We start from the raw sequence: 23,509 nt of genomic DNA on the forward strand, positions 1-23,509 counted from the left end.
GGGGCCGCCGGGTTCTCCTGGGGCATGGGCGGGCGGGGTGCCCCCTGGGCGTTCCCCTCGGGCGCGGCGCCCTGCGGGGAAACGTCGGGAGAGGCCACCGGCACGGGAGGTGCGGACGGCGCCGGGGGTACCGCGTTGCCCTCGTTCTCGGTGCTCACAGCTCTTCTCCTCGGTCCACGCCTGTTGTCGTCGGTCGCACTGGTCTTGCGGTCAGCTTTTCCCACGGGCCGTCAGAGCACCATAAGCCGTGGCTGTGGGTCCGGCGGTCCTCTTTATATAGGATCTGTTGGGGCATTCAACGTAAAAGTTATATAAGCGTTCAGGGCGCCGCTCGTTCGCCGCCGGAACGCCTCCGTCCCGCCCCGTCCGCCCGCCGACGATGGCACCATGACGCGGTGACCCACGCACCACAGCGCTCCATCCAGGTCGTCGCCCACCGGGGCGCCTCCGAAGACGCCCCCGAGCACACCCTCGCCGCCTACCGGAAGGCCATCGAGGACGGCGCCGACGCCCTGGAGTGCGACGTACGGCTGACCGCGGACGGCCATCTGGTCTGCGTCCACGACCGACGCGTGAACCGTACCTCCAACGGCCGCGGCGCGGTCTCCGCGCTGGAACTGGCCGACCTGGCCGCCCTCGACTTCGGCTCCTGGAAGACGCGCGAGGCCTGGCATGGGCGGGACGAGGAGCCCGACTGGGAGCACCGGCCGGAGGACCGCGAGGCCACCTCCGTCCTCACCCTGGAGCGGCTGCTGGAGCTGGTCGCGGACGCCGGGCGCCGGGTGGAGCTGGCCATCGAGACCAAGCACCCCACGCGGTGGGCGGGCCAGGTCGAGGAGCGGCTGCTGACCCTGCTGGACCGTTTCGGCCTCGCCGCGCCGGCCTCCGCCGCCGAGTCACCGGTCCGGATCATGAGCTTCTCGGCCCGTTCGCTGCACCGCGTGCGCACGGCGGCGCCGGCCCTGCCGACGGTCTATCTGATGCAGTTCGTCTCCCCCCGGCTGCGCGACGGCCGGCTCCCGGCGGGCGTGGGCATCGCGGGGCCCTCGATCCGCATCCTGCGCAACCACCCCGTCTACGTGGAGCGGCTGCGGCAGGCCGGCCACCAGGTCCACGTGTGGACCGTGAACGAGCCCGAGGACGTCGACCTCTGCGTCGAGCTGGGCGTCGACGCCATCATCACCAACCGCCCGCGCGCGGTGCTGCACCGGCTGGGCCGCTGAGCGGCCCGGCACCGCACCGGTGAACCGGCCCCTCCGGCACACGGAAGCGGCCGGGTTCCGCCACGGGAAGCGGCCGGGTTCGCCACGGAAGGCGGCCGGGTTTCCCACGCGGAGCGATCAGGCCCCGTCACGGGGAGTGCACCGGCGCGTTCGCTGCGTGTGCGCTCGTATCGAATGCGTCACCGGAACGGGACTGGCCGGTTTCCGGTACAGGCCAAGAGGGCATCCACACCGTGGCGTGGGGCGAAGGAGGTCTCGGGGGTGGCGTTGGTGGTGGCACAGGAAGTGCCCACGTCGTCGAGCATGGCCGTACCCCATGGCCCTGCGGGCGTGAGGGAAGCGCGGCACCGGCTGCGGGCGCAGCTGCGCAGCGGGGGCGTGGCGGAGTCGGTCATCGACGATGCCGTACTGATCCTTTCGGAGCTGTTGAGCAATGCCTGCCGGCACGGGCGGCCCCTGGGAGACGCGCCGGCCGGGGACGGCGACGTCCGCGCCGCCTGGCGGATCGACGCGCGCGGGCGGCTCCTCGTGGAGGTCACGGACGGCGGCGGCCCGACCCGCCCGGCACCGGCGACACCGTCGGTGACCGCGCACGGCGGGCGCGGGCTGAACATCATCACGGCACTCGCCGACGACTGGGGCGTCCGGGACGACGTCGAGGGCGAGGTGACGGTCTGGGTGCTGGTCCACGGGGACGTCCACGATCCCGACGCGGGCCACTCCCATGACGCGTTCGCTACGCGCGTCACCCGGGCCATGACGGGCAGGACACCCCTTGCGGACCTGACACTGCCGAGCGTGGCGGCGGCCGCCGATGTGGCACTGCCTCACCTGCCCGCCGCGAACGGCACGTTGCCGGACGCTCCCGGCCCGGACACACCCCGCACGGGCATACCGGAGACGGCCGTACCGGGCATAGCTCAGGCAGCCATGCCCGGCATACCGGATACGGCGCTGACGGGCGTATCCGATACGACGACGCTGCCGGGCATCACCGCCCCGGACGTACCCTTGTCCGGTCTGGCCACCCCCGGCCTGACCCTGCCGGACCTGTCCGGCCTGGACTTCGCCGACGCGTTCGAGGACTTGGACTGACCGCGGCCGACACGGCGGCGGGCAGGCATCGGCAGCACAGCCGGGAACCAGCGTGCTCCAACCGCCGTTCCCCCCTTCCCCTCCTTCCCCCCTTCCCCCTCCCGGCCGTCGAGCGCCCGTACGTTGTCCACAGGTTCCCGTCGGGCACGGCGTGAACGGCTAGGCTCCCGACGTACGAGAAGAGCCGTAACCGGGAGACACCCACCATGGCCAAGAAGCGCCCCCAGACGAAGGCCAAGCCGCAGCTGATCGACGGGGAGATCCCGGTTGTCGGCGCTCGCGAACCCTGCCCCTGCGGCAGCGGCCGGCGCTACAAGGCCTGCCACGGCCGGGCCGCCGCGCACGCCGTCACCGAGCTGGTGCACCGCCCGTTCGAGGGACTGCCCGGCGAGTGCGACTGGGTAGCGCTGCGCGAGCTGGTCCCGGCCGCGACGGCCGAACTGACCCTGCGGGACGGCCTGCCCGAGGGCGTCCCGTCGGTCACGCTCGCCACGGTGCTGCCGATGGCCTGGCCCGCGCTGCGCCGGGACGACGGCTCGGTCCTGCTCGGCCTGCAGAACGACACGGCGTCCGGCGACATCAGCCGCGACCTCGCCGACACCCTGCTGCGCGCCCTGGAGGCCGAGCCGGGCACCCCGGTGCAGGGCCGCCGCGCCCCCGCCGAAGGGCCGCGGCTGCAGGACCTGCTGGACCCGGAGGGCGCTTTCCAGCCGGTCGTGCACAGCGGCTTCGAGTTCTGGGTGCCGGACGCGGAGAACGCCACCCCCGAGGTGGCCGCCTCCCTGGAGCGGGCCAACGCCGCCGCGATCCCGACCGTACGGCTGTCCGGCGTGGACGCGGCCTACTGGTGCGAGACCCCGGAGAAGAACCACCTGCGCTGGGTCATGCCGCACCCGGAGGAGCAGCTTCTGGACGCTCTCGCGCGACTGCACGCGGCGGGCCGCTCCAGCCTCGGCGAGGGCACCCGGCTCGTGGGCTCCTTCCGTGCTCACGGCCTCACCGTGCCGGTCTGGGACCTGCCGAGCGGAATCTCGGCCAAGGACGTGGAGCAGCCGGCCGCCGAGTTCGCCGAGCGTCTCGCCGCCGCCCTCGCGGTGGCGGAACCGCTCACTCCGGAGGAGCGCCGGGCCCGCGGCGGACTGACCAACCGGCAGGTCACGCTCAGCTGACGCGCCGTACGCGGACAGGCACGGCCGGTCGGCCGACGGGCCGTGCCACCGGACCGCGCGGAGGGTGACTCGTGTCACAACTCGGCGCTTCTCCCGGAAAATCGGTGTCCGAATCGGCAAGACCGAATTTGCGAACCGCCGATCTCTTGTTACGGTTCCTGTAGCCCGGTTGCTGGTGCATCCCCCGTCGCCAGCAACCGGGCCTTTCCATGCCCGTGGCCACGCCCCCGGCCGTACCCGCACCGGTGTACGGAGCCGAGCGGGGCGTCAACTGCCCGGGAGTCCTCAGGTGTTGCTGCCCGAGCGGAGCAGCAGCGGGCCGCTCCCGCCCCGTTCGGCGAACTCGGTGACGGCCGTGTAGGCGTCCGGCCGGCCCCGGAGGCGTTCGCGCGGTGTCTCGCAGGTCGCGGGCTCGTCGCCGGTCCCGGTGGCGCAGCGCGTCTGAACCGTCCGGCCACCCGGTCCCATCAGGGTCAGCAGCGAATCCAGCGATCTGCCGGTGGCGTTGCGGTAGTAGGTGCGCGCCCAGGTGTCCTCGCCCTGCGTCAGCACACAGGTCTGGGCCTCGATGCCGTCCGGCGAGGTGAGCGCCGGGCCGCAGCGGGCGGCGGTGGCGAGCCCGATGCCGAGCAGGAAGGGGGAGCGGCGGGCGCCGTGCGCGCCGGTCTCGTCGTCGGCCCGGGGGGCGGCCGGTACGGCGGTCCGGCCGGTCTTGGCGTCGGCCCGGAGAGCGGCCGGTACGGCGGTCCGGCCGGCCTCGCCCACCTGTCCCGCGGACGCCACGGTCAGCGGCAGCGCGACCGCGGCCGCCACGACGGCCCCGAGGGCGAGCAGCAGCCGCGGCCTGCGCGGGCGCCGCCCGCGGTGGCGCGGCTGTGGGGCGCGGTGGCCACCGGAATGACGCAGCATGCCCGGAAGATAACGAGCGGGCGGGCGCGGCCCGCCCGGGCCGCGCCCGACACCCTCACATCTCCGGCGCGCTCACACCCGTACGAGTGAGGGCGTCGACCACGGCGTCCACCACGGCCTCCACATCGGGCACCCAGGGCGCGGCCGAGCCGGGCAGCGGGGCGCGCTCCCAGCGGACGGCGCCCTGGCCGGTCTCGGACGGGGGCAGGGCGAGATAGCCGCCCTCGCCGTGGAAGCGCAGGGAGCCGGGGACGAAGTCCTTGGCGTAGAGCAGTTCGCCGAGCTGCTCCATGGAGTACGGCTTCACCAGCAGCGCCCAGCGGGTGGGCGAGGCGAGAACCGGGCCGAGCCGCATGCCGCGCCGGTCGAGCAGGGCGAGGGCGCGGGAGGCGGCGAGGGCCGGCAGGCTGACCGCGCAGGGCGCCCGGCCTCCGGTCGCCAGGATGACGGGGGCGCTCGGCCGGTTGGTCCACCACCAGCGCACCATGCGCGCGTCGGTGGTGGCGGCAAGCAGTCCGGGGTCGAAGGGGTGGGCACCGGGGACCGTGCACTCCGGGTCGGGGCAGGCGCAACGGGCCCGCCCCTGCGGGTCCGGCGCCACACCGGGGAGTACCGGCCACTGCCATTCCGTCGCGAAGGTCAGGGCCGCGCCGAGCAGCGCGGGCTTCCCGCCGTTCCGCCTGGACAGGAGCCTGCGTCGCCTTCCGAGGATCTCGCGCATGAGCGCTCGTTCCTTTCCGTTGCACCGCTGGCAACACCGTGGGCTACATCACACCATGTGTCGATCACTTCACTGTGCGTACCTGATGGCGCCTCAACACCCCGCGCACGGCATGGCAACCCCAAGGGGGGTCGAGCGTGGGCCGCGTCCGCGTCCATAGTGCGTCTATCAAAAGCACGGCCGCGGCGTGGGGGTGGCGAAGTCTGGCGTTTTGCCGTCGCGCGTGTTTCTCTCCGCCTCCGCCACGGGAGGATGGGGCTCGGTCGTCGGTGGCTATGACGCCCGGGTCCGTCGCCAGGTTCCGGGTGATCCCCAACCACCCCTGGCCTTCTCCGAGTACGTACCCATCACGACCGTTGTGACGCTCCGTGGAGCAGGGCCAGTCGACCGCAATGGGCCGATACCTAAGGCAGTTTTCAGCCAACTTGGCGGTAAGGCAAGGGGTTCGGGCAAAACCTCTCGGTTCCCTTGGACACCAGGAATCCCGGCAGGACAATGCTGGACATCCCCTCACGAGTGCGTGTACATGTGGAGACACTGCTAGCGGCGCAGAATGACATGGGGGTTTGCGATGCTTTCCAGCAATACGCGCCGGTCTGGAAGCCGGACGCCATGAACGCCCCGCACCCTCCGAAAGTGGCTGGAATCGATTCAACAGTTCCCACGCCCGCCCACACTGCGACGCCCGCCCCTCCCGCCCCCGGGGCCCCTTCCGTCCCGGGCACCGCCGCCGTCCCCGCGCCCCACTCGCCCGCCCCCGGGACCCTGCTGCAGGACCGGCTGGCCGGCTGGGTCTCCGATCTGACCACCCTCCACGAACTCACCGAGCGCCTCTTGCGCACCAGCGCGCTCGACCCCGCCCTGCACGAGCTGCTGCGCGCCGGAGCCGCCCTGGTCGGCGCCCGCCGCGGCCTGGTCGCCCTGGACCCCGCCGACGGCCTCGGTCCCCGCACCAGCCTGGGCCTGGGCCTGGACCGCGCCGACCTCGGCCACCTCGAGACCGTGCCGCGCGGCTCACTGCCGTACGACACCGGCGGCAGCGCCGAGCTGCTCCACCCCGATCTGCTCGCCGAGGAGGGGCTCGACCCGCTCCACCGCGAGGTGGCCGTCCGCCTCGGCTACGCCGCCAGTTACGCCCTGCCCCTCGCCACCGAGTCCGCCGGCCGCCTCGGCGCCGCCGTGTGGTTCTACGACGAACCGGCCGAGCCGCACGAGCACCGCCGCCATCTCGCCGGGCTGTATCTCCGGCACGCCACCGAGCACCTGTCCCGGCTGCTGGAAGTGGAACGCACGCGCGCGTGCGTGGCGGCCCTCACCGACGGACTGCTGCCCTCCCGGCTGCCCCGGGTGCCCGGCGTGCAGCTCGCCGCCCGGCACCGTACGGGCGCGCGCGGCGGCGGCGACTGGTACGACGCCCTGCCGCTGCCGGACGCGGCGCTCGGCCTGTCCGTCGGCTCGGTCACCGGCTCCGGGCCGGGCGCGGTTGCCGCCATGGGCCGGCTACGCGCCTCCCTGCGCGCGTACGCCGTGATGGAGGGCGAGGACCCGGTCGCCGTCCTGTCCGACCTGGAGCTGCTGCTGCGGCTGACCGAGCCCGCCCGCTCGGCCACCGCCCTGTTCGCCTACTGCGAGCCCGCCCTGCGCCGGATCACCCTGGCCGGCGCCGGGCACAGCCCGCCGCTGCTGATCGGCGAGCGGCGCACCGAGTTCGCCGAGACCTCCGTCTCCGCGCCGCTCGGCATGCTCGCCTGCTGGGAGGCGCCCAGCGCCGAGGTGCAGACGGAGCCCGGCGAGACGGTCCTGCTCTACACCGACGGGCTGCTGCACCGTACCGGCGACCCGATGGACCGCGCCTTCGCGCGGCTGCACGCCGCCGCCGCGGGCGTCCCGCGCGCGCTGCGGCACGACCCGGGGGCCGTCGCCGACCACGTCCTGCGCACGGTCCTGCCGGACGGCCTGGACACGGCCGACAGCGAGGAGGACGTGGTCCTGCTCGCGGCCCGCTTCGACTGACGGCCCGGCCGGCGGCCCGGCCGACCGGTCCCGGCGACGGTTCCGGCCGGCCGGTATGACCGGGCATAACAGGTCATCCGGGCCCGCCCGCTCCCGGTACGACCGTACGATGATGGAGGCCCCGCTCGGCCACAAGCAGGAGCGCACGGGCCCCGGGGGAGATCACTGGCGTATCGAGGAGGATCACGTGTCCGACGAGCTCAACCCGGCTGTGCCCGACTCCGCTACCGCGGAGGGCCCGGAGACCGAGCCCGAGGAGCCGGTCAAGCAGCGGAAGAACGGCCTGTACCCGGGCGTCTCCGACGAGCTGGCCGAAAACATGAAGTCCGGCTGGGCCGACACGGAGCTGCGTGATCTGGAGCCCATCGAGCAGGCCGCGCACACCGCGCGCCGCCGCGCCGCGCTCTCCGCCCGCTTCCCGGGCGAGCGCCTGGTCATCCCAGCGGGCAACCTCAAGACGCGCTCGAACGACACCGAGTACCCCTTCCGCGCCTCCGTCGAGTACGCGTACCTCACCGGCAACCAGACCGAGGACGGCGTCCTGGTCCTGGAGCCCAAGGGCGACGGCCACGAGGCGACGATCTACCTCCTGCCCCGCTCGAACCGGGAGAACGGCGAGTTCTGGCTCTCCGGCCAGGGCGAGCTGTGGGTCGGCCGCCGGCACTCCCTCGGCGAGTCCGAGGCGCTCTACGGCATCCCGGCCGCCGATGTGCGCGAGCTGGCCGACCAGCTGCGCGAGGCCACCGGCCCGGTCCGCGTGGTGCGCGGTCACGACGCGGGCATCGAGGCGGCCCTGACCGACAAGGTGACCGCCGAGCGCGACGAGGAGCTGCGCGTCTTCCTGTCCGAGATGCGCCTGGTCAAGGACGAGTTCGAGATCGGCGAGCTGCAGAAGGCCGTCGACTCCACCGTGCGCGGCTTCGAGGACGTCGTGAAGGTCCTCGACAAGGCCGAGGCCACCTCCGAGCGCTACATCGAGGGCACCTTTTTCCTCCGCGCGCGCGTGGAGGGCAACGACGTCGGCTACGGCTCCATCTGCGCGGCCGGCCCGCACGCCTGCACCCTGCACTGGGTCCGCAACGACGGCCCGGTCCGCTCCGGCGACCTGCTCCTGCTGGACGCCGGCGTGGAGACGCACACCCTGTACACCGCCGATGTCACGCGCACGCTGCCGGTCGACGGCACGTACAGCGAGATCCAGAAGAAGATCTACGACGCCGTGTACGACGCCCAGGAGGCCGGGATCGCGGCCGTCAGGCCGGGCGCCAAGTACCGCGACTTCCACGACGCGGCCCAGCGCGTGCTGGCCGAGCGGCTCGTGGAGTGGGGCCTGGTCGAGGGCCCGGTCGAGCGCGTCCTGGAGCTGGGCCTCCAGCGCCGCTGGACCCTGCACGGCACCGGGCACATGCTCGGCATGGACGTCCACGACTGCGCCGCCGCGCGGACCGAGACCTACGTGGACGGCACGCTGGAGCCGGGCATGGTGCTCACCGTCGAGCCGGGTCTGTACTTCCAGGCTGACGACCTGACCGTGCCCGAGGAGTACCGGGGCATCGGCGTCCGGATCGAGGACGACATCCTCGTGACGCAGGACGGCAACCGGAACCTCTCCGCGGGGCTGCCGCGCCGCTCCGCCGACGTCGAGGCGTGGATGGCCTCGCTGAAGGGCTGATCCGGTGCCGAAGGACCCCTCGCGCTCACGCGGTGAGCAGCGAGGGGTCCTTCGTCCATTTGAGGATCTTGTCGAAGCTGACCACGGTCCCGCCCAGACCGGGCTTCGCCCCGATGTGGACGTGGTCGGTCAGCTCCTGGATCAGGCACAGGCCGCGCCCGTGCTCGGCGTCCGCACGGGCCGGCCGGAAGTCCTGGGCGCGGGGCAGACCGGGCCCGGAATCGGCCACCTCGATACGGCACTTCTCCCCGTCGAGGTACGCCGTCACCCGGTAGGCCTGCGAGCCGCCGGGCGCGGCGTCCCCGCCGTGCTCGACCGCGTTCGCGCAGGCCTCGGTGAGGGCCACCGACAGGTCGTAGGAGATGTCCGGGTCGACGCCCGCCGTCTCCATCGTGCCGATCAGCAGCCGTCGCGCGAGCGGCACGCTGGCGGCCTCACGCCGCAGATGGAGTGACCACCAGATGCTCATGCTCCAGCCTCCTGGCCGCGGCTCGACATACCGTTACGTATTGCCACACGCGGGCGACCATAAGCACTCCGTCGGCGTGAGCGGGCCCATTCGGCCGATGCGCCGAGGCGGGAATCGGTGTATGGGCGCATCGAACCGGTGATCGGGGGCGGCTCGGCCGACCTGCCGTAGGCGGTGCACGAGGGCAGTGGGATGATGAGCCCGCCATGACTGCCCCCCACCCGCGCACGGCGCGTCCCGGAGCCGGGCTCCGGATCCTGCGGGCCGCGGTGTTCGCCGCGGCCTGCGTCGCGCTGGCCGCGTGCGGGCACACCCTGGCCTCCTGCGCGGGCGTGCCGCTGTGGACGCTCGGCGCGGGTTTCCTCGGCTGTCTGCTGCTCGTGGTCCCGCTCGCCGGGCGGGCCCGCTCGCTGCCGGGCATCGCCGCGCTGCTCGCCCTCGGCCAGACCGTGCTGCACACGCTGTTCGGGCTGGGCCAGCACGGGGCGATGGCCGCGCCGGCGGCGGCGATGACCGCCGGGTCCACCGGCTCCGCGCTGAGCGACCACGCGCTGGTGGAACAGGCCACCCGGCTCCTGTGCGGGTCGACCCCGTCGTCCCTCACCCCCGGGCACGCCTACCGGCTGCTGCTCGACGCCCGGCTGATCGACCCTTCGGGCCGGCCGACGCCGGCCCTGGGCACCCTGGGGCACGCCCACGACGCCGCGGGCGCCTCGGGCGGTCTGCTGCCCTCGCTGCCGATGCTGCTCGGCCATGTGCTCGCGGCCGTGGCCGCCGGCTGGCTGCTGCGCCGCGGGGACCTGGCCGTACTGCGGCTGATCGAACTGTCCGCGCACGGAGCGCACGGAGTCGCCGAGGCCGCGCTCATACGGTCCCTGCGCGCCGCGCTCGCGCTGGTGCGCGCCCTGTGCGCCGGGCTGCTGCCCGACGCCGGGCCCGGCCCGCGCGGCCCGCGTCCCGACCGGGACGACGCCCCGGCCCCGCACACCGCCGTACTCCAGCACACGGTGATCCGGCGCGGCCCGCCCGCCGCCTTCCTCCTCGCCGCCTGACACGACGCGACGACCACCGCGACCGGATCCGAGAGAGCCGGACGGGAGGCGCCGCCGTCGTGCGGCACACACGCGTGCGCATCACCGGTACCGGCCGCTCCGAACGGCACGGCCACGCGCACGCGTACTCCCGATCACCAACGGACCTCTCACCCGGAGTGGAGTACTCCCTGCCATGAAGGCTTCTCGTATCGCCGCCGCCACCGTCGCCGCCGGCTCGGCCGTCCTCGCCCTGTCCGTCCCCGCGTTCGCGCACGTCACCGTGCAGCCGGAGGGCACCGCCGCCAAGGGCGGTTACGCGGTCGTGGACGTCAAGGTCCCGAACGAGCGCGACGACGCCTCGACCACCAAGGTCGAGATCAGCCTGCCGGCCGACCACCCGATCGCCTCGGTCATGCCGCAGCCGGTGCCCGGCTGGAAGGCCACCGTCACCAAGTCCAAGCTGGACAAGCCGCTGACCATGCACGGCGAGAAGATCGACGAGGCCGTCAGCAAGGTCACCTGGACCGCCGACGGCAAGGGCATCGAGCCCGGCTTCTTCCAGAAGTTCCCGCTCTCCCTGGGCGCCCTGCCCGAGAACACCGACCAGCTGGTGTTCAAGGCCCTGCAGACCTACTCCGACAAGGAGGTGGTCCGCTGGATCGAGGTCCCGCAGGAGGGCCAGGACGAGCCGGAGAACCCGGCCCCGGTGCTGAAGCTGGCCGCCGCCGCCGAGGACGAGCACGACTCGGCGAGCGCCGCGAACGCCACCGACAAGGCCGGCACGACCGAGAAGACGGCCGCCGCGGACTCCGGTGACGACACCGACACCACCGCGCGCGTGCTCGGCGTGGCCGGCATCGTCATCGGCATCGCGGGCGTGGCCTACGGCGTCTTCGCCGGCCGCCGCCGCACCGCCGCCTGATCCTCGTTCCACAGCGCGTGACCGGGCGTCGCGCGGGGCCGTCCCCGCACGGCTTCGCGCGACCCCGGTGCGCGCCGGAGTTCACACATCTGGGACATTTTCCTATGCGCAAGAAGACGTTCGCCGCGGCGGCGCTGCTCGCCGCCGCCACCCTGACCCTCTCCGCCTGCGGCAGCGGGAACGACGACGACAACGCACCGATCGCCGTGGTCTCGGGTGGCACCGAATCGAACAGGCCCGCCACCGTCCTCGACCAGCCGTTCGACAAGCCGGCCGTGGTCCTCACCGACACCCACGGCGAGAAGTACGACCTCCGCAAGGAGACCACGGGCCACCCGACCCTCGTCTACTTCGGCTACACCCACTGCCCGGACATCTGCCCGGCCACGATGAGCAACATCGCCGTCGCCAAGAAGTCGCTGCCCAAGGCCGAGCAGGACGCCCTGAAGGTCGTGTTCGTCACCACCGACCCCGACCGCGACACCCCCGCCGAGCTGGGCAAGTGGCTCAAGGGCATCGACCCCGCGTTCATCGGCCTGACCGGCGACTTCGCCAAGGTCCAGGCCGCCGCCCGGTCCCTCGGCATCGCCGTGGAGCCGACGAAGAAGGACAAGAACGGCAAGCTCGTCTCCATGCACGGCACCCAGGTCGTCGCCTTCTCCCCGAAGACCGACGCCGGTTACGTCCTCTACGGCGAGAACGCCTCGGCCGACGACTACACCAGGGACCTGCCCAAGCTCGTCAAGGGAGCCAACCCGTGAGGCGCCGGGCCGCCCTGACCGCGGGCGCGCTCGCCGCCGCGCTGGCCCTCACCGGCTGCTCGGAGTCCGCGGCGGACTCGGGCTCCAAGACGGCTCAGTTGTCCGTCAGCTCTCCCTACATGCCCCAGCCCGTCTCCGCCGACATGGCCGCCGGATTCCTGACGATCACCAACAAGGGCGGGGCCGGCGACGAGCTGACCTCGGTCAGCAGCGATGTCGCCGGGCAGGTCACCATGCACAGCACCACCGGCGGGGCCATGGCGGAGGAGTCCTCCTTCCGCATACCGGCGCACGGCCGGCTGGAGTTCCGCAGCGGGGGCAACCACCTGATGTTCGAGCAGCTGAAGCGTGCGCCGAAGCAGGGCCAGACGGTCAGTGTGAAGCTCACCTTCGCCAAGTCCGGGCCGCTCACCGTCGCGATGCCGGTGAAGCCCGCGACGTACGACCCGTCGACCGGCCACTGAGGGAGGGACCACCGTGATCCGGACCACCGCCCCCCGTCTGCGGACCCTGCTGCTGCTCCTGCTCGCCGTCACCGGCGCGCTGCTGGCGGGCGCCTCACCCGCCTCCGCCCACGCGGCGCTGACCGGCAGCGACCCCGCGCAGGGGGTGGTGGCCCGAACGGCACCCAGCCAGGTGTCGCTCACCTTCTCCGAGAAGGTGGCCATGAGCGACGACTCCGTGCGCGTCCTCGACCCCCGGGGCAAGCCGGTGCAGACGGGCAGCCCGGCCAACGTGCGCGGGACGACGTACTCCGTGAAGCTCAAGAGCGGCCTGGCCAAGGGCACCTACACCGTCACCTACCAGGTCGTCTCCGCGGACAGCCACCCCGTCGCCGGCGCCTACACCTTCTCCGTCGGCGCGCCCTCGCGGACCGTCGTGACCGGCACCGCGCCGGCCGCGGGCGGCGGAGTCGTGGGCGGGCTCTACGCGTTCGGCCGGTACGTGTCGTACGCCGGTTTCATCGTGCTCGCCGGCGGCGCGGCCTTCGTGCTCGCCTGCTGGCAGCGCGGCGCGGGGGTACGGGCCGTGCAGCGGCTCGTCGTCGGCGGCTGGATCGCGCTGACCGCGGCCACCCTGTGGCTGCTGCTCCTGCGCGGCTCCTACACCACCTCCGGGGCGTTCGCCGACGTCTTCGACCTCGACCTGCTCGGCCAGGTGCTCCAGACCAAGACCGGGGCCGCGCTGGTCTCCCGGCTGCTGCTGCTCGCCGCCGCCGCGCTGTTCGTCGCCGTCCTGTTCGGCACCTACACCCGGCGCGAGGACGCCACCGAGAAACGCGACCTGACCTTCGGGCTCGCGGTCGGCGGGGTGGTCGTCGCGGCCGGCCTCGCCACCAGCTGGGCCATGGCCGAGCACGCCTCCACCGGACTCCAGCCGGGCCTCGCCATGCCGGTGGACGTCGTCCATCTGCTGGCCGTCGCCGCCTGGCTGGGCGGGCTCACCGCCCTGCTGACCGCGCTGTACCGGGCGCCCGCCGAGCAGCCGGTCGAGGCCGCCGCCGTCCGGCGCTTCTCCCGGCTGGCCTTCGGCTCCGTGCTCGCGCTCGTCCTCACCGGCGTCTACCAGTCCTGGCGGCAGCTCGGCTCCTGGTCGGCGTTCACCGAGACCCGCTACGGGCAGCTGCTGCTGGCCAAGATCGCCTTGGTGGCGGTGCTGGTCGGCATCGCCGGCCTGTCCCGCCGGTGGACGGGACGGCTCACCGACCGGAGCGCGGACGCGGCGGGGCGGGCGCGCACGGACCGGGTCCCGGCCGCCACGACGACCCGTGGCGGCGGCGCGGGCGGGGACGCCGGCGACCCCGGTGACGCCCGGCGGGCCGCCCAGCTCGCCCGGCAGCGCGCGGCCGTCGACGCCGCCCGGCAGAAGCGGCTGCGCGACGCCGACGAGAACCGTTTCGGACTGCGCCGCTCGGTGCTCGCCGAGGCCGGTGTCGCCCTGGTGCTGCTCGCCGTCACCACCGCGCTGACCCAGACCGAGCCGGGCCGCACCGAGCAGGAGGCCGAGGCGGCCGCCTCGGCATCGGCCGGCTCCGGCACCTCGGCGGCCTCCGGCGCGCTCACCCTGGACATGCCGTTCGACACCGGCGGCGCCGACGGCAAGGGCGTCGTCCGCGTCGGCCTCGACCCCGCGCGGGTGGGCGGCAACGAGATGCACGTCTACGTCCAGCGGCCCAACGGCCGGGCCTTCGACGTCCCGGAGGTGAAGGTCTCCTTCACCTTGGAGGCGCAGAAGATCGGCCCGCTTCCCGTGAACCCGGACCACATCACCACCGGCCACTGGTCGGCGAACGGGGTGCAGCTCCCCGTGGCCGGCAACTGGAAGGTCGCCGTCACCGTCCGCACCTCCGACATCGACCAGGCCACCGTCTCCAAGAACGCGCAGATCGGCTGAACCGCACCATGCCCGACCAGTCCCTCTCCCAGGTCCGTACCCCCGACGCGCCGGCGGCGGAGCCCGGGGCCCGCGCGAGCGGTGTCTCCCGGCGCGCCCTGCTCGGCACCGCCGGCGCCACCGGGCTCGTGCTCGGCGCGGCCGGCGGAGCCGTGGGCTATGCCGCCGCGCCCGCCGGGGCCACCCCGCTGACCGCGCTCGGCTCGGGCCGGGCGATGTTTCACGGGAAACATCAGCCCGGCATCACCGAGGGCCTCCAGGCGCGCGGTCATCTCGTCGCGTTCGACCTGGTGGCGGGCGCGGGCCGCAAGGAGGCGGCGGCCCTGCTGCGCCGCTGGTCGACCACGGCCGAGCGGCTGATGGCGGGCGAGCCCGCCCCGCACGACGACACCGACGTGGCCCGGGACGCGGGGCCGTCCTCGCTGACCGTCACCTTCGGCTTCGGGCACGGTTTCTTCGGCAAGACCGGGCTGGAGAAGCAGCGGCCGGCCGCGCTGGACCCGCTGCCGGACTTCTCCTCCGACCGGCTCGACAAGTCCCGCAGCGACGGGGACCTGTGGGTGCAGATCGGGGCGGACGACGCCCTGGTGGCCTTCCACGCGCTGCGCGCCATCCAGAAGGACGCGGGGTCGGCCGCCCGGGTGCGCTGGCAGATGAACGGCTTCAACCGCAGCCCGGGGGCCACCGCGCACCCCATGACGGCCCGCAACCTCATGGGCCAGCTCGACGGCACCGGCAACCCGAAGCCGTCGGACGCCGACTTCGAGAAGCGCGTCTTCGTGCCCGCCTCCGGCGAGCCGGCGTGGATGGCGAACGGCTCCTACGCCGTCGTCCGCCGCATCCGCATGCTCCTGGACGACTGGGAGAAGCTGTCGACCACGGCCCAGGAGCAGGTCATCGGGCGCCGCAAGGCCGACGGGGCGCCGCTGTCCGGTGGTGCCGAGACGACCCCGATGGACCTGGAGAAGGCCGACGCCAAGGGCGACTACCTGGTCCCGCTCAACGCGCACGCCCGGATCACCCGGCCCGACCGCAACGGCGGCGCGGCCATGCTGCGGCGACCCTTCTCCTACCACGACGGCATCAACGCGGACGGCACCCCGGACGCCGGTCTGCTCTTCATCTGCTGGCAGGCCGATCCGCTGCGCGGCTTCGTGCCGGTGCAGCGCAAGCTCGACCGGGGCGACGCGCTGTCCCCGTTCATCCGGCACGAGGCGAGCGGACTGTTCGCGGTGCCGGGCGGGGCGGCGAAGGGCGAGTACGTGGGACAGCGGCTGCTGGAGGGATGACTCGGCCGCTTGAGGGGCGGACCGGGTTCAAACCACCCGGCCGGGTGGTATTCGCGAGACACTCGCGACGGGTCCGTCCGCGGCCATTAGGGTGAGGACCATGCCAGCGAGCTATGCCTATCTCGGCCCGGAGGGCACCTTCACGGAGGTCGCCCTGCGCACGCTTCCGGAGGCGGCCACCCGGGAGCTGATCCCGTATGTGTCGGTGCAGTCGGCACTGGACGCGGTCCGGGCCGGCGAGGCCGAGGCCGCGTTCGTGCCGATCGAGAACTCCGTCGAGGGCGGCATCACCACCACCCTGGACGAGCTGGTCGCGGGCGAACCGCTGATGATCTACCGCGAAGTACTGCTGTCGATCACCTTCGCGCTGCTGGTCCGGCCCGGCACGAAGCTCGCGGACATCAAGACGGTCTCCGCCCACCCGGCGGCCCAGCCACAGGTGCGCAACTGGCTGCGCGCCCACCTCCCGGACGCCGTCTGGGAGTCGGCCGCCTCGAACGCGGACGCCGCCCGCCTGGTCCAGGAGGGCCGCTACGACGCGGCTTTCGCCGGCGAGTTCGCCGCCGCCCGGTACGGCCTTGAGGCGCTGGAGACCGGGATCCACGACGCGGAGAACGCGCAGACCCGGTTCGTGCTGGTCGGCCGCCCGGCCCGGCCCGCCGCGCCCACCGGTGCCGACAAGACCTCGGTGGTGCTGTGGCAGCGGGACGACCACCCCGGCGCGCTGCGCGACCTGCTCGGCGAGTTCGCCTCGCGCGGGATCAACCTGATGCTGCTCCAGTCCCGGCCGACCGGCGCGGGCATCGGCAATTACTGCTTCTGCATCGACGCCGAGGGCCATATCGCCGACCGGCGGGTGGCGGAGGCCCTGATGGGGCTGCGGCGGATCTGCCTCCAGGTGCGTTTCCTCGGTTCCTATCCGCGCGCGGACATCGCGCCGGGCGAGGCCCGGCCGACGCCGCCGGGGACGTCGGACGAGGAGTTCATGGCGGCCGCCGACTGGGTGGCGCGCTGCCAGGACGGCCGCTTCTGACCGGTCATACGGGCTGACGAACGTTATCCACAGAAGTTATCCACAGGTGCCCTTCTCGACCTGGGGACAAGTCGACAGGGCACGGGCACAGGGTCGACAAATCGCCCTATGGCGCTCGCCCGAGACCACCGCCGCCCGGCCCGCCCTTCGTCCACCTGTTTCCTTTGGTTCATCTTTCAGGGCGACCGTTTTCCACCCGAAAGTGGGCGTCGACGACGTTTGGGCCGGGAATTCTTCGGCCTGACGACACTTTCCCCAGTGATCAATTCCGGAGTCCACAGATCTTCCACACAGCCTGTGGATAACTTCTGGAAGGGTGTGGATCTCTGTGGACAACCGGCTTGCCAAATCCCGTTCTCCACAAGGGAATCGGGTCAACCGGACACCCGCGGCCTGCTCCGTCCCAGGGAGTGAGACACTTTCGCCTTGACTCGCGGCCACCGGGGAACACCTCCGGCAGGGAACACCTCCGGCAATTACCGCATAACGGAACGTAGGCCGCGAATGCGAACTCACCGTAATAGTGATTCGTGAGCCGCGACCCGGCACCGGTAGCCTTGGCCTCGTGATTGACCTTCGCCTGCTTCGTGAGGACCCCGACCGTGTGCGCGCGTCCCAGCGCGCCCGTGGAGAGGACGTCGCGCTCGTCGACTCCCTCCTGTCTGCCGACGAGCGGCGCAGGTCCTCCGGCGTCCGCTTCGACGAGCTGCGCGCCGAGCAGAAGCAGCTCGGCAAGCTGATCCCCAAGGCCGCCGGCGAGGAGAAGGCCGAGCTGCTCAAGCGCGCCGAGCAGCTGAAGGCCGACGTCAAGGCCGCCGACGCCGAGCGCGACGCGGCCGACGCCGAGACCCAGGAGCTGCTGCTCCGGCTCGGCAACCTCGTCCACCCCGACGTGCCCGTCGGCGGCGAGGAGGACTTCGTCACGCTGGAGACGCACGGCACGATCCGCGACTTCGCCGCCGAGGGCTTCGCGCCCAAGGACCACCTGGAGCTGGGCCAGCTGCTCGGCGCGATCGACGTCGAGCGCGGCGCCAAGGTCTCCGGCTCCCGCTTCTACTTCCTCACCGGCGTCGGCGCCCTGCTGGAGCTGGCCCTGGTGAACGCGGCGATCGCGCAGGCGACCGCGGCCGGCTTCACCCCGATGCTGACCCCGGCGCTGGTCCGCCCGCAGTCCATGGCCGGCACCGGCTTCCTCGGCCAGGCCGCCCAGGACGTCTACCACCTCGACAAGGACGACCTGTACCTGGTCGGCACCTCCGAGGTCCCGCTGGCGGCCTACCACATGGACGAGATCATCGACGCCGACCGGCTGCCGCTGCGCTACGCGGGCTTCTCCCCGTGCTTCCGCCGCGAGGCCGGCTCGCACGGCAAGGACACCCGGGGCATCTTCCGCGTGCACCAGTTCGACAAGGTCGAGATGTTCTCGTACGTCGACCCCGCGGACTCCCAGGCCGAGCACCAGCGCCTGCTGGAGTGGGAGAAGCAGTGGCTGACCTCGCTGGAGCTGCCGTTCCGCGTCATCGACGTCGCCTCCGCCGACCTCGGCGCCTCGGCCGCCCGCAAGTTCGACTGTGAGGCCTGGATCCCGACCCAGGGCAAGTACCGCGAGCTGACCTCGACCTCGGACTGCACCGAGTTCCAGTCCCGCCGGCTGTCCATCCGGGTCCGCGACGGCAAGCAGGTCAAGCCGCTGGCCACGCTGAACGGCACGCTGTGCGCCGTCCCGCGCACCATCGTGGCGATCCTGGAGAACCACCAGCAGGCCGACGGCTCCGTCCGCGTCCCCGAGGTACTGCGCCCCTACCTGGGCGGCCGCGAGGTCCTGGAGCCGGTGTCCCGGTGAGCTTCCCGTACGGGCTCATCGCCACCGACCTCGACGGAACGCTGCTGCGCTCCGACGAGTCGATCTCGCAGCGCACCCGTGACGCGCTCGCCGCGGCCACCGCGGCGGGCGCGGCCCACATCGTCGTCACCGGCCGCGCGGTCCCCTGGACCCGGCACGTCCTGGACGACCTCGGCTACGACGGGCTCGCCGTCTGCGGCCAGGGCGCCCAGGTGTACGACGCCGGCGCGCACCGGCTGCTGACCTCGGTCACCCTGGACCGGCAGCTGGCGGGCGTGGCCCTGGCCAAGATCGAGGCCGAGGTGGGCCCGCTGTACCTGGCGGCCAGCCGGGACGGCCTGGACGGCGACGTCCTGGTCGGCCCGGGCTACGCGGTCACGGGCCGGCTGCCCGGCACCCCGTTCACGGACGTCTCCGACCTGTGGGCGGCGCCGCTGAACAAGATCTACATACAGCATCCGACGCTGGGCGACGACGAGCTGGCGGAGGCGGCCCGGCAGGCGGCCGGCGGCTTCGTCACGGTGGCCATGGCGGGCGCGGGCATCGTGGAGCTGCTCCCGCTCGGCCTGTCCAAGGCCACGGGACTGTCGCTGGCGGCCCGCCGCCTGGGCCTGAAGGCGGCCGACACGATCGCCTTCGGCGACATGCCCAACGACATCCCGATGTTCGCCTGGGCGTCCCGGGGCGTGGCCATGGCCAACGCCCACGCGGAGCTGAAGGCGGTGGCCGACGAGATCACGGCCTCCCACGAGGAGGACGGCATCGCGGTGGTCCTGGAACGCCTGCTGGCGTAGCCCGCCGAGTTCCCGCCCCGGGCGGGAGCGCCCCGAAGGGGCGCGGGCCGTGTCCGGTAGGCGGCTCCGCCGCGTGGGCGCGACCAGCCGCACCGAACCTGCACTGGGAAACGAATCCCAGCCCATGCGGTCAAGCCCCGGTGGGGCGACGTCTCGCGGAGGATGCACGGATCGAACGTGCGCGGGCCTTCCAGCCCGACCACGGCTTAGCAAGCCGGTGCCTTACCACTCGGCCAATCCTCCGGGTGGGCGGCCTCACGCGAGCGTGGCGCTCGCGTGCTCGAAGCGGCCGCCCCGGGCGGTTCCCTGGCTCTACGGAGAGGTGGCGACTACTCCGGAGCCGGCCTCGGGCCGCCCTGACGGGAGCCGGGCGTACTGCCGTGCATGGACATCGCCCACCTCCACTCCCGGTTCGTGACGCCGGGACGGTCCCGGCGGACGGTGCACGACCACTGTGCCCCGCCGCCGAATCGGACGCCACCGAATAAACAGGGCGTGGAGAACGGCCGTACAGCGGGTGGCCCGGGCTTCCTCACTCCTCTCCGGCGAGCGTCAGGGACCGCAGCTTCTGGCCGGCGAACCAGGTGGCCAGGACGGTGACCGCCACCAGCAGCACGGTGGCCGTCGGCAGGCCCACGTCGGAGGTCACCAGCGGCGCGTCGGCGACCTTGTGGGCGACAGCCAGCGACCACTGCTGGACGCTCAGGGTGCGCGCGCCGGGCACCAGGGATCCGAACAGCGCCTCCCAGACCAGGGCGTAGACGAGCCCGAACACCACCGCGTGCCGGGAGACCGTGCCCAGCAGCAGAAACAGCGCCGAGTAGGCGATGGAGGAGACCAGCGCGGCAACCGTGTAGGCGACGGCGACCTGCTGGCCGTTGCCGTTCAGGATCAGGCCCGCGATCAGCGTCGGCACGGCCGAGAAGACCATGGTCACGGCGATGGCGACGATGAGCTTGGTGAAGATGATCGTGGGCCGCTTCAGCGGTTTGGACAGCAGGTAGACCACGGAGCCGTCGTCGATCTCCGGGCCGATCGCGCCCGTGCCCGCGATGACACCGATGATCGGCACCATCGTGGCGAGGGCGAAGCCGCCGAGGACGTCGGAGGCGGTCTGGTCGTCGGCCCCGGTCAGGGCGCGCACGGCCAGGGAAATCACGATCAGCAGCAACGGCAGCGCGCCGAGGATGAGGGCCCGGCGACGGCCGAGCAGCGCCCGATAGGTGAGCCGGGCCACGGTGGGGTCGTACATCTTCGGCCTCCTACGCCGCGACCAGATACGAGAAGACGGACTCCAGGGACTCGTCGGACGGCGAGACCGTGAGGAGGCGGATGCCGTGGTCTCTGGCGACCTTCGGCAGCAGGACGGTGAAGCGGCCGAAGTCGACGGCCTGAATGCGCAGGGCGCCCTCGGTGTGGTCGACCTCGATGCCGGCCGTGGAGGGGTCGGCGATCAGCGCGGCCGCGAGGGCGCGGTCGTCGCTGGAGCGCACCAGATAGCGGTGCGGACGGTCGGTCATCAGGCGGCGGATCCGGCGGAAGTCGCCGCTGGCCGCGTGCCGTCCGGCGACGACGACCTCGATGTGCCGGGCGAGCTGCTCGACCTCTTCGAGGATGTGCGAGGAGAACAGCACGGTACGGCCCTCGTCGCCCATCCTGCGCAGCAGGTCCATCAGCTGCATGCGCTGGCGGGGGTCCATGCCGTTGAACGGCTCGTCCAGCAGGAGCAGCGACGGGTCGTGCACCAGGGCGCTCGCCATCTTCACGCGCTGCCGCATGCCCTTGGAGTACGTGGCGATCTTCCGGTCCTGCGCGTACTCCATCTCCACGGTGGCCAAGGCGCGCTGGGCGGCCTTGGCGTCGAGACCGTGCAACTCGGCGTTGGCGAGGACGAACTCGCGGCCGGTGAGGAAGTCGTACATCGCCTCCCGCTCGGGGACGATGCCGATGTGCCGGTAGATGGCCTCGTTGCGCCACACCGGTTGTCCGTCCAGGGTGACGGTTCCGGTGGAGGGGGCGAGGAAGCCGCCCATCATGTTGATCAGGGTGGACTTGCCGGCGCCGTTGGGGCCGAGCAGTCCGGTGACGCCGGGGCCGATGGTCATGGTGATGTCGTTGACGGCGACCACGTTGCCGAACCAGCGGGAGACGTGGTCGATCTTCAGGGTGGTCACAGTCCCACCTTGCGGTAGCGGCGGACGAGGAGGCCGTAGCAGGCGGCGATCAGGCCGAGGACGAACAGGACGTGGACCACGCCCTGGCCGGCCGAGGGGCCGGTGCCGCCCGGATAGGCGGAGCTGCCGCCGAGGAACGCGGACTGCACGCCGTCGATCAGCGTGATCGGCGAGAACAGCCCGATCCACGGCACGGCGGAGCCGCTGCCCTGGGTGTCGGCGATGGCCTGGAGGGTGGAGACCGCGCCGTAGGAAATGGTCAGTACGGCGATGACGGCGGCGATGCCGAAGCCACGGCGCGGGGTGAAGGCGGCGATGACCAGGCCGATACCGGCGAAGAGCAACGAGAGGAGGGCCACGGAGACCAGTCCCTGGGCGAATTCCTTGGTCTGATGGGCGAAGTCCATCTTGGACAGCAGCGCGCCCACGTACATCACCAGCAGCGGGGCGCCGGTGAGGATGAAGAGCGCGGAGGCGAGCGCCGCGAACTTGGCGCGGACGTAGTCGGCGGTCTCGATGGGCCGCGAGAAATACAGCGGCACGGTCTTGAAGCGCAGGTCGCGGGAGACCGCCTGGGGTGCCTGCGAGGCGACGTACAGGCTGATCACGGCCTGGGTGACGATCGCATACCGGGTGTAGGACACCGGCAGTTCGTGTGCCTTGGTGACGACGGCGACGGCCACCATGATGGCGGCCGGCACGCACATCACCGCGAACAGCAGCATCGGCAACACCTTGGACTTCACCGAGCGGCCGAGGCCGTAGGCGCCGCGCAGGGACTGCGAGTACAGCGAGCGGCGGGCGTAGGAGCGGCCGAGGCGGGGGCCGTCGTAGCCGCGGTAGCCGATGTCGTGGATGCGGCTCTGGTCGCCGGTGGGCGTTGCCAGGGGATGCTCAACCGCCATGGCCGACGGCCTCCTTCCGCTGTTCGTCGCTGGTGGTGAAGACCTCGGAGATGTGGTGCCGGCGCTGTTCCATGCGCACCAGGCCGAGGCCGAGGTCGGCGACCACGTCCCGGACCAGGTCGTAGGTCTCCTCGCCGGTGGCGGTCAGCAGCAGGATGTGCCCGGCGCCGGGCAGTCCGCCGGCCTCCGCGCGGGTGTCGACCCCGCGCGCGTGCAGCGCCTCGCGGAGAGCACGGGTGCCGTCGGGGTGTGCGTCGCTGTCGGTGACCTCGATGGCGAGGGTGGTCGTGGTCTGGGTGAAGTCGGTGGTGGAGCTGGAGCGCAGCAGCTTGCCGCCGTCGATGACGACGACGTGGTCACAGGTGCGTTCCAGCTCGCCCAGCAGGTGTGAGGTGACCAGGACCGAGATGCCGAAGTCGCTGTGGATGCGGCGGATCAGGCCGAGCATCTCGTCCCGGCCGACCGGATCGAGTCCGTTGGTCGGCTCGTCCAGGAAGACCAGCTGCGGGTCGTGCACCAGGGCCTGGGCGAGCTTCACGCGCTGCTTCATGCCGGTCGAATAGCCGCCGATGGGGCGGTAGCGCTCCTCGTACAGCCCCACGTGGCGCAGGGTGTCGGCGGTGCGCTCGCGCGCGGCGGCGGGCGGCAGGCCGGACATGCGGGCCATGTGGACGACGAACTCGGTGGCCGAGACGTCCGGCGGGAGGCAGTCGTGCTCCGGCATGTACCCGACGCGCTCGCGGATGGCGGCGCCCTTGGCGGCGACGTCGAGGCCGAGCACCTCGGCGCGGCCCTCCGTGGCGGGGGACAGCCCCAGCAGAATCTTGATCAGGGTGGATTTGCCGGCGCCGTTGGCCCCGACGAGTCCGGTCACACCGGGCCCGATGTCCACGGACAGCCGGTCGAGCGCGGTCACCCGGGGGAACCGCTTGCTCAGGCTTTCGGTCGCGATCACAGTCACGCCTTCGACGGTAGTGACCCGGACCACGTTCGTCGTCAGACCTCAGAGCCGTTTCCTCGTCCGCCCCAGGTATTACGGGACCCTAAGGGTCACCCACCCAGGGGTGGCCCGGGCGCGGCGGACGGCCG

At 72.5% G+C, this 23,509-nt stretch carries 20 protein-coding genes, 1 tRNA gene and 1 pseudogene; 14 read left to right on the plus strand and 8 right to left on the minus strand.

The genetic code is table 11. From position 1 onward, the window contains the following. Positions 1 to 395: 395 nt before the first annotated feature. The 3 genes and pseudogenes from IH25_RS0125280 to IH25_RS0125290 all read left to right on the plus strand — a co-directional run bounded on the left by IH25_RS0125280 (position 396) and on the right by IH25_RS0125290 (position 3,487). Positions 396 to 1,223 carry a glycerophosphodiester phosphodiesterase gene (locus IH25_RS0125280; protein WP_030614950.1) on the plus strand — a complete coding sequence of 276 codons (828 nt, stop codon included), beginning with the start codon at positions 396 to 398 and terminating at the stop codon, positions 1,221 to 1,223. A 174-nt stretch (positions 1,224 to 1,397) separates the two neighbouring features. Beyond that, positions 1,398 to 2,006: pseudogene (locus IH25_RS0125285) on the plus strand (ATP-binding protein); the annotation flags it as partial. Positions 2,007 to 2,524: 518 nt separating this feature from the next. Next, positions 2,525 to 3,487 (plus strand): DUF5926 family protein, encoded by a 963-nt coding sequence (locus IH25_RS0125290; protein ID WP_030614955.1) that lies wholly within the window; start codon positions 2,525 to 2,527, stop codon positions 3,485 to 3,487. Positions 3,488 to 3,772: 285 nt separating this feature from the next. On the opposite strand, the gene IH25_RS0125295 is transcribed toward IH25_RS0125290, so the two are convergent. Together IH25_RS0125295 and IH25_RS0125300 are read right to left on the minus strand one after the other, a co-directional pair. Continuing rightward, on the minus strand, positions 3,773 to 4,396 hold the full coding sequence (locus IH25_RS0125295; protein ID WP_245172877.1) for a hypothetical protein: 624 nt from the start codon (positions 4,394 to 4,396) through the stop codon (positions 3,773 to 3,775). A gap of 55 nt (positions 4,397 to 4,451) precedes the next feature. Continuing rightward, complete coding sequence (locus tag IH25_RS0125300) at positions 4,452 to 5,117, minus strand: bifunctional DNA primase/polymerase (RefSeq protein ID WP_030614960.1); 666 nt, start codon at positions 5,115 to 5,117, stop codon at positions 4,452 to 4,454. Between the two features lie 495 nt (positions 5,118 to 5,612). Here IH25_RS0125300 and IH25_RS0125305 point away from each other — a divergent pair, with 495 nt between their 5' ends. Both IH25_RS0125305 and IH25_RS0125310 read left to right on the plus strand, forming a co-directional pair. Further along, positions 5,613 to 7,130, plus strand: coding sequence for a PP2C family protein-serine/threonine phosphatase (locus IH25_RS0125305; RefSeq protein ID WP_209445370.1), 1,518 nt, complete (start codon positions 5,613 to 5,615; stop codon positions 7,128 to 7,130). A gap of 187 nt (positions 7,131 to 7,317) precedes the next feature. After that, on the plus strand, positions 7,318 to 8,802 hold the full coding sequence (locus IH25_RS0125310) for an aminopeptidase P family protein (protein ID WP_030614966.1): 1,485 nt from the start codon (positions 7,318 to 7,320) through the stop codon (positions 8,800 to 8,802). 25 nt (positions 8,803 to 8,827) lie between these two features. On the opposite strand, the gene IH25_RS0125315 is transcribed toward IH25_RS0125310, so the two are convergent. Further along, positions 8,828 to 9,271, minus strand: coding sequence for an ATP-binding protein (locus IH25_RS0125315; RefSeq protein WP_030614969.1), 444 nt, complete (start codon positions 9,269 to 9,271; stop codon positions 8,828 to 8,830). A 206-nt stretch (positions 9,272 to 9,477) separates the two neighbouring features. Here IH25_RS0125315 and IH25_RS0125320 point away from each other — a divergent pair, with 206 nt between their 5' ends. The 9 genes from IH25_RS0125320 (at position 9,478) to IH25_RS0125360 (ending at position 19,341) form a co-directional block, all read left to right on the plus strand. Beyond that, a complete protein-coding gene (locus IH25_RS0125320; RefSeq protein ID WP_030614972.1) occupies positions 9,478 to 10,323 on the plus strand; it encodes a hypothetical protein in 846 nt (281 codons plus the stop codon). A 175-nt stretch (positions 10,324 to 10,498) separates the two neighbouring features. Further along, positions 10,499 to 11,227, plus strand: coding sequence for a YcnI family copper-binding membrane protein (locus tag IH25_RS0125325; RefSeq protein ID WP_030614974.1), 729 nt, complete (start codon positions 10,499 to 10,501; stop codon positions 11,225 to 11,227). Between the two features lie 104 nt (positions 11,228 to 11,331). Then, complete coding sequence (locus tag IH25_RS0125330; RefSeq protein ID WP_030614976.1) at positions 11,332 to 11,988, plus strand: SCO family protein; 657 nt, start codon at positions 11,332 to 11,334, stop codon at positions 11,986 to 11,988. Then, positions 11,985 to 12,452 carry a copper chaperone PCu(A)C gene (locus IH25_RS0125335; protein WP_030614980.1) on the plus strand — a complete coding sequence of 156 codons (468 nt, stop codon included), beginning with the start codon at positions 11,985 to 11,987 and terminating at the stop codon, positions 12,450 to 12,452. Before IH25_RS0125330 ends, IH25_RS0125335 begins: the two co-directional genes overlap by 4 nt. A gap of 13 nt (positions 12,453 to 12,465) precedes the next feature. Further along, on the plus strand, positions 12,466 to 14,382 hold the full coding sequence (locus tag IH25_RS0125340; RefSeq protein WP_030614983.1) for a copper resistance CopC/CopD family protein: 1,917 nt from the start codon (positions 12,466 to 12,468) through the stop codon (positions 14,380 to 14,382). 8 nt (positions 14,383 to 14,390) lie between these two features. Then, complete coding sequence (gene efeB / locus IH25_RS0125345) at positions 14,391 to 15,671, plus strand: iron uptake transporter deferrochelatase/peroxidase subunit (protein ID WP_030614986.1); 1,281 nt, start codon at positions 14,391 to 14,393, stop codon at positions 15,669 to 15,671. A gap of 100 nt (positions 15,672 to 15,771) precedes the next feature. After that, the gene (pheA, locus tag IH25_RS0125350) at positions 15,772 to 16,704 is read left to right on the plus strand and encodes a prephenate dehydratase (RefSeq protein ID WP_030614989.1); all 933 of its coding nucleotides are present in this window, start codon (positions 15,772 to 15,774) and stop codon (positions 16,702 to 16,704) included. A 565-nt stretch (positions 16,705 to 17,269) separates the two neighbouring features. After that, positions 17,270 to 18,547 carry a serine--tRNA ligase gene (serS, locus tag IH25_RS0125355; protein ID WP_037655582.1) on the plus strand — a complete coding sequence of 426 codons (1,278 nt, stop codon included), beginning with the start codon at positions 17,270 to 17,272 and terminating at the stop codon, positions 18,545 to 18,547. After that, a complete protein-coding gene (locus IH25_RS0125360; protein ID WP_030614993.1) occupies positions 18,544 to 19,341 on the plus strand; it encodes an HAD family hydrolase in 798 nt (265 codons plus the stop codon). The genes serS and IH25_RS0125360 overlap by 4 nt, the downstream gene beginning before the upstream one ends. 156 nt (positions 19,342 to 19,497) lie before the next feature. On the opposite strand, the gene IH25_RS0125365 is transcribed toward IH25_RS0125360, so the two are convergent. From IH25_RS0125365 to IH25_RS0125385, 5 genes are all read right to left on the minus strand, one after another. Next, positions 19,498 to 19,584, minus strand: a tRNA-Ser gene (locus tag IH25_RS0125365). A 289-nt stretch (positions 19,585 to 19,873) separates the two neighbouring features. After that, positions 19,874 to 20,593, minus strand: coding sequence for an ABC transporter permease (locus IH25_RS0125370; protein ID WP_030614996.1), 720 nt, complete (start codon positions 20,591 to 20,593; stop codon positions 19,874 to 19,876). Between the two features lie 10 nt (positions 20,594 to 20,603). After that, positions 20,604 to 21,515 (minus strand): ABC transporter ATP-binding protein, encoded by a 912-nt coding sequence (locus IH25_RS0125375; protein ID WP_030614999.1) that lies wholly within the window; start codon positions 21,513 to 21,515, stop codon positions 20,604 to 20,606. After that, positions 21,512 to 22,420, minus strand: coding sequence for an ABC transporter permease subunit (locus IH25_RS0125380; RefSeq protein ID WP_030615002.1), 909 nt, complete (start codon positions 22,418 to 22,420; stop codon positions 21,512 to 21,514). The genes IH25_RS0125375 and IH25_RS0125380 overlap by 4 nt, the downstream gene beginning before the upstream one ends. After that, positions 22,410 to 23,375 (minus strand): ABC transporter ATP-binding protein, encoded by a 966-nt coding sequence (locus tag IH25_RS0125385; protein ID WP_030615005.1) that lies wholly within the window; start codon positions 23,373 to 23,375, stop codon positions 22,410 to 22,412. Before IH25_RS0125385 ends, IH25_RS0125380 begins: the two co-directional genes overlap by 11 nt. Between the last annotated feature and the right edge of the window lie 134 nt (positions 23,376 to 23,509).

This window comes from Streptomyces achromogenes subsp. achromogenes, assembly GCF_000720835.1.
Taxonomy (GTDB): Bacteria; Actinomycetota; Actinomycetes; order Streptomycetales; family Streptomycetaceae; genus Streptomyces; species Streptomyces achromogenes.

What these genes read in the sequence shown, in the direction of transcription:
- IH25_RS0125290 (WP_030614955.1), top strand. Translation starts at nt 2,525, where the DNA reads ATGGCCAAGAAGCGCCCCCAGACGAAGGCCAAGCCGCAGCTGATCGAC.
- IH25_RS0125295 (WP_245172877.1), bottom strand. Translation starts at nt 4,396, where the DNA reads ATGCTGCGTCATTCCGGTGGCCACCGCGCCCCACAGCCGCGCCACCGC.
- IH25_RS0125300 (WP_030614960.1), bottom strand. Translation starts at nt 5,117, where the DNA reads ATGCGCGAGATCCTCGGAAGGCGACGCAGGCTCCTGTCCAGGCGGAAC.
- IH25_RS0125305 (WP_209445370.1), top strand. Translation starts at nt 5,613, where the DNA reads ATGCTGGACATCCCCTCACGAGTGCGTGTACATGTGGAGACACTGCTA.
- IH25_RS0125315 (WP_030614969.1), bottom strand. Translation starts at nt 9,271, where the DNA reads ATGAGCATCTGGTGGTCACTCCATCTGCGGCGTGAGGCCGCCAGCGTG.
- IH25_RS0125320 (WP_030614972.1), top strand. Translation starts at nt 9,478, where the DNA reads ATGACTGCCCCCCACCCGCGCACGGCGCGTCCCGGAGCCGGGCTCCGG.
- IH25_RS0125325 (WP_030614974.1), top strand. Translation starts at nt 10,499, where the DNA reads ATGAAGGCTTCTCGTATCGCCGCCGCCACCGTCGCCGCCGGCTCGGCC.
- IH25_RS0125330 (WP_030614976.1), top strand. Translation starts at nt 11,332, where the DNA reads ATGCGCAAGAAGACGTTCGCCGCGGCGGCGCTGCTCGCCGCCGCCACC.
- efeB (WP_030614986.1), top strand. Translation starts at nt 14,391, where the DNA reads ATGCCCGACCAGTCCCTCTCCCAGGTCCGTACCCCCGACGCGCCGGCG.
- pheA (WP_030614989.1), top strand. Translation starts at nt 15,772, where the DNA reads ATGCCAGCGAGCTATGCCTATCTCGGCCCGGAGGGCACCTTCACGGAG.
- IH25_RS0125370 (WP_030614996.1), bottom strand. Translation starts at nt 20,593, where the DNA reads ATGTACGACCCCACCGTGGCCCGGCTCACCTATCGGGCGCTGCTCGGC.
- IH25_RS0125380 (WP_030615002.1), bottom strand. Translation starts at nt 22,420, where the DNA reads ATGGCGGTTGAGCATCCCCTGGCAACGCCCACCGGCGACCAGAGCCGC.